6 protein-coding genes are annotated in these 4,696 nt (G+C 72.0%); 1 reads left to right on the top strand and 5 read right to left on the bottom strand.

From position 1 onward, the window contains the following. The 3 genes from Q0116_RS06925 to Q0116_RS06915 all read right to left on the bottom strand — a co-directional run. The coding region (locus tag Q0116_RS06925) for an HAD-IIB family hydrolase (protein ID WP_297886602.1) at positions 1-674 on the bottom strand (674 nt) is incomplete at its 3' end. A gap of 117 nt (positions 675-791) precedes the next feature. Beyond that, the gene (locus Q0116_RS06920) at positions 792-1,964 is read right to left on the bottom strand and encodes a Cdc6/Cdc18 family protein (protein ID WP_297886601.1); all 1,173 of its coding nucleotides are present in this window, start codon (positions 1,962-1,964) and stop codon (positions 792-794) included. A 94-nt stretch (positions 1,965-2,058) separates the two neighbouring features. Then, positions 2,059-2,262 carry a hypothetical protein gene (locus tag Q0116_RS06915; protein WP_297886600.1) on the bottom strand — a complete coding sequence of 68 codons (204 nt, stop codon included), beginning with the start codon at positions 2,260-2,262 and terminating at the stop codon, positions 2,059-2,061. Positions 2,263-2,416: 154 nt separating this feature from the next. On the opposite strand from Q0116_RS06915, the gene Q0116_RS06910 reads away from it, so the two are divergent. After that, positions 2,417-2,815, top strand: coding sequence for a hypothetical protein (locus Q0116_RS06910; protein WP_297886599.1), 399 nt, complete (start codon positions 2,417-2,419; stop codon positions 2,813-2,815). A 113-nt stretch (positions 2,816-2,928) separates the two neighbouring features. Here Q0116_RS06910 and Q0116_RS06905 read toward each other — a convergent pair whose 3' ends face one another. Both Q0116_RS06905 and Q0116_RS06900 read right to left on the bottom strand, forming a co-directional pair. Then, complete coding sequence (locus Q0116_RS06905; protein WP_297886598.1) at positions 2,929-4,095, bottom strand: hypothetical protein; 1,167 nt, start codon at positions 4,093-4,095, stop codon at positions 2,929-2,931. Continuing rightward, positions 4,096-4,696, bottom strand: a 601-nt coding sequence (locus tag Q0116_RS06900; protein ID WP_297886597.1) for an FGGY-family carbohydrate kinase, incomplete at its 5' end; no start/stop codon positions are given. It abuts the gene before it with no gap.

The following is a 4,696-nucleotide window of genomic DNA, read 5'->3' as shown; positions in this document are numbered from 1 at the left end:
GCGCGCTCTCGCAATCTCCTGAGCACCGCGGCGGTCCCGTCCATGTACCCCTCGGCCAACACCTCGTCCGCCGCTGCCCGGGCCGCGTCGTCCGCGTTGGCGACCGCGTACGACTCGCCGGCGACGCGGAACGTCGAGGCGTCGTTCTCGCTGTCGCCGACCGCGACGAACGCCTCTGGGTCGATGTCGAGCGCGTCGGCGACGCGTTCGAGCGCCCGCCCCTTGCTCACGCCCGTCGACTTGACGTGGAAGGCGTAGCCGGTGTCGACGACCTCCACGTCCTCGACGGACGCGGCGACCTCGCGGAGGAGCGCCTCGTCGGCGTCGGGCGCGACCGCGACCTCCGTCTCGCGCCAGCGGTTCACCGTGTCGCCGTCGCCCCAGCCGATCGCGCCGCCGCGCTCGCGGAACGCCTCGACGACGGCCCGCGCGGCGTCCGGATCGCCGACGACCGTCGTCTCGCCGTCGACGTACGCGACGCCGCCGTTCTCGGCGATCACCGTCTCCTCGCGGCCGAGGAAGTGCGCGAGCGCGACCGGGTACGGGAACGCCTTCCCGGTGGCGAACACCACCGGCGCGTCCCACGCGGGCAGCAGTTCGAAGGCTCGCGGGTCGATCCGGCCGGTCGGCGTCGTCAGGGTGCCGTCGATGTCGAGCGCGAGGGGCGGGACCATACGCCGAGTCGGGGACTCCGCGTCAACTGTCTTCCGTTCGAGAAGGGGTGGAGACCGCCCGCGCGGCGGCCCTCAGGGCCGAACGCGACGCGGTCGTCCGGGCCGGACGCGGCGAAGCTATCCGGTCCGGACGCGGCGGTCGAACAGCTCGCGGAACACGAGCGTCGGGAAGAGCGGCACGAGCCGGCTCGGCGGCCGGCCCTTGCCGTCGCTCTGGTGGACGGTGACGCGTTCGAGCAGGCCGCCGTCGGCCAGCTCGTAGAGCGCGCGGCGCACGGTCGACGCCGAGAGGTCGACCCCCGGCCGCGCCGCGATGGTCTCCGTCGCCACCCCGACGGTCGACCGCTCGTCCTCCGAGAGGCCGGCGAGCTCGTAGAGGAGCCGCTGTCGGCTCTCCGGGAGCGCGAGCACGCGGCCCAGCGCGACGCAGGGCCGGGGCACGCCGTCGATGCCGGCGTCGACGTCGCCCGCGCGGACCGTCGACGCGCCCGCCCGCTCCGCGTTGACCGCCGCGCCCATCACGGCGGCGAGCGCGTCGTGGGCGTCGCCCGCGGCCCACTCGACGATCTCGCGGATCTGGTCGTGGGTGAGCGCGTCGCGGCCGAGCCCGGTCGAACACCGGCTCGTCAGCAGCTCGACGAGCACGTGCCGGCGGTACTTCGCGAACTCGACGGTGGCCTCCGGCTCCCAGTCGATCGCGTCCGGCGGGTCGCGCCCGAGGAACGCCGGCGTGAGCCGCTCGCCGACGTCCGCCAGCCAGTCGACGAGCGTCGCCGCCGCGGGCGTCTCGGTCTCGTTGGTGTGGTCGACGGCGACGACGAGCTCCGGGCCGGTGCGCATCGCGTCGCGCAGCGACTCGGCCAGCTCCTCGGTCCCGATCCCGTGGTCGGGGATCGGATCGTCGCTCATCGCGGTCAACATCGCGTGGTACAGGCGGAAGCGGGTCGACGCGCGCCGGGCGTCGACGTAGACGAAGCCGGGGATGGTCGGCTCCACCGCGCGCGTGGTCGTCTGGATGGCGCGCCGCGGGCCGCTGTGGCTCGCGAGCCGGTCGACCAGCGCGGAGACGACCGCCGACTTCCCGCTCCCCTTCGGCCCGTACACGTAGACGCTCGGCGGCAGCGACCCCGAGAAGGCGGGCTCGAACACGTCGAGGAGCCGCTCGATGGCCGGACCGCGGCCGACCGGCGAGTCGACGTGGGTGACCGGCGACACGGCCTCGAAGTCGGCGAGGACGCTCATCCCCGCGTCGTAGCCGAGCCGTCGCTCGATCCGGTCGTCGATGTTCACGGTCGGCCCTCCGTGACTGCCGGACAAAACCTCCCCGACTCGGGACGGGGCGACGGCCCCGTCGTCAGGCGGGTTCGCCCGCTCGACGCGTCGCCTACCAGTGGGCCGGCTTGTACCGGTTGATGACCACCGTCGACACCACGAACACGGCCCCGCTGATGAGGCCGGCGATCAGTCCGACCGCGAGTCGGACGCCGATCGTCCCCGCCGACACCACCGCCGTCACGGCCGCGACGACCCCCATCACGACGATGAGGTTGCGCCGATCCGCCCGGTCCAGTCCGATCCGATCCAACATACCGCGTCATCCCGGTCGGGGAAGTTAAACGCCCCGCGTTCGCCTCGCGGCCGCGACCGGCGTCCCGGGCGGACGACGACGCCCTCGCCTCGGGCAGGCGAGGTGATTCGCCCCGATGGAAACCTATACGGCCGTCGGCCGAACTACGACGGGTATGTCGAACGATCCGGCCGTGAAGACGCTGCACACCGTCGACAACCGGAGCAAAGTCGTCGCCGTCCTGTCGACGGCGGCCGCCTTCGGGGCCGGGATGCTCACCGTCGGCGACATCGAGTTCGTCTCGATCGCCGCGGCCGCGGTCGGCGTCGGCGTCCGGTTCGGGTCGGTGTGGTGGGGCGCGCGCGTCTTCGTCGACCGCGACGCGGCGTCCGTGACGGAGCAACCGACCGCCGGCAGCTTCCACCACGGGGCGCTCGGGGTCGCGCTTACGGCGGCCGGCGGCCTCGCGCTGGTCGCCCGCTCCCTCGGCGTCGCGTCGTCGACGGCCGCGGCCGCCGCCGTCGCGGTCGCCGTCGGGGCGTTCGTCGCCCTCTCGGCGCTGCTCCCCGAGTGACGGTCGCGCTCGTGCGCGGTCACCGACACACCCGTCGCTGTCCGGGCGATTCCGATCGACCGCGGATGCGCGATGTGCCATGATAAACGATCCCTGCCGAGAGCCGGGGCGCGTTAGATCCCCGTACCGGGGATCCACACGGCCCAGTTGAGCAGTCCGGCGATGACGAGCAGCCCGAGCGTCAGCGACCAGACCACGATGGCGGCCGCCGGCGGGTCGAGGTGCGTGTCGGAGTGCGCGTAGAACACGCGCTGAGACGCCTCACCGACGACCGCGGCGAACACGCCGAACAGCGCGCCGAACAGCAGCGCGGGCGCGGCGCCGAACGCCAGCGGCGCGGTCAGGTCGCCCGCCGAGAGGTCCGTGAGCGTCGTGATCCCCCCCTGCCACACGGAGAGGAAGGCGGTCGAGCCCGCCAGCGTCATGTGGTGGGTGACCGGGATCCGGTCGACGCCCAGGTTCAGGAACAGCAGCGACCCGGCACTGATCCCGAAGCCGGCGAACACGGCGATGAGGCCGTGCCCGCCGCTGATCATGTTGTACGTGATGACGCCCGAGGCGAGACCGGCGAAGAAGCCGATCGCCGCGACGTGCGACCACTTGTACATGTTCGGCAGCCACGGCTCGACCGCGAGGCGGTCCTCGCTGGCCTTGCCGCCGTCGCCTTTCACTTCGCCGGGCTCGCGCATCTCCTCGCGCTCGAACGGCCCCATGTCGAAGTAGCCGTTCGCCTTGTCGCTCACGGCCCCGACGATGCTGTAGCCGAAGATCGCCCGAACGACGAGGGCGCTGATGACGATGCTCACCGGAATCGGGTCGACCGGGATCGCGAGCTGTCGGGAGAGCTGCTCGATGAGCACGCCGAAGACGCCGAAGACGGCACCCACGGCGAGGATGTCCGGCTTACTCCCCAGCGCGAAGCCGATGTCCTTCGCGTTGTGGTAGTCGAACCCGGACTCCATGTATCCGCGATCCGCCGCGTACGCCGCGGCCGCGGCACCTCCCGCGAAGGAGATGTGCGGCCCGAACACCGGGCCGAACCCGACGTCGACGCCGAACCCGCCGCCGCCGAGCGACCCGCCGATCACGAGGAAACCGGTGAAGATGAACGCCGGCAGCGCGCCGAGCGCCGCCCCGAACGCGCCGCCCGCGAGCGCGCCGAGGAGGATCGTCGGGTTGGTCAGGCTCTGGATGACGTCCGTCGGTGCGCCGGGCTCGTACCCGACCTGTAGCACGGTGTCGGCCGCGACGGTCAGCTCCGGGAGCAGTTCGACGCCCATTTACTCGTCCTCCCCGTCCAGCGCCCAGTTCTTCGAGCGATCGATCGCGTCGTCCCAGCGGCTGTAGAGCTTGTCTACCTCCGCTTGGTCCTTCTCGGGGCTGAACTCGCGATCGATCTGCCAGTTGTCGCGGAGTTCGTCGACGGAGTCCCAGTAGCCGACGGCGAGGCCGGCGGCGTACGCCGAGCCCAGCGCGGTGGTCTCGTCGACCTCCGGACGGACGATGTCCGTCTGGATGATGTCGGACTGGAGCTGACAGAGGAAGTTGTTCTTGACCGCGCCGCCGTCGACGCGGAGGCTCGTCATCTCGACGCCGGAGTCGGCCTCCATGGCCTCGGCGAGGTCGCGGGTCTGGTACGCGATGCTCTCGAGCGTCGCGCGGACGATGTGCTCCTTGGTCGTTCCGCGGGTCATCCCGACGATGGTCCCGCGGGCGCGACCGTCCCAGTGCGGCGCACCGAGCCCGGTGAACGCCGGCACCATGTAGACCCCGTCGGTCGAGTCGACCGACCGGGCGAGCTCTGCGGTCTGGGCCGCGTTGTTGATGAGGTCGATGTCCTCGAGGAACTCGATCGCCGCGCCGGCGATGAAGATCGACCCC

Origin of the sequence: uncultured Halorubrum sp. (assembly GCF_937146585.1) — an archaeon.
Lineage (GTDB): Archaea > Halobacteriota > Halobacteria > Halobacteriales > Haloferacaceae > Halorubrum > Halorubrum miltondacostae.
This window is presented reverse-complemented; position numbering and strand designations above follow the sequence as displayed.

Bases quoted from the DNA above. Each gene is read 5' to 3' on its own strand.
- Q0116_RS06915 (WP_297886600.1), bottom strand. From the start codon at position 2,262: ATGTTGGATCGGATCGGACTGGACCGGGCGGATCGGCGCAACCTCATC.
- Q0116_RS06910 (WP_297886599.1), top strand. From the start codon at position 2,417: ATGTCGAACGATCCGGCCGTGAAGACGCTGCACACCGTCGACAACCGG.
- Q0116_RS06905 (WP_297886598.1), bottom strand. From the start codon at position 4,095: ATGGGCGTCGAACTGCTCCCGGAGCTGACCGTCGCGGCCGACACCGTG.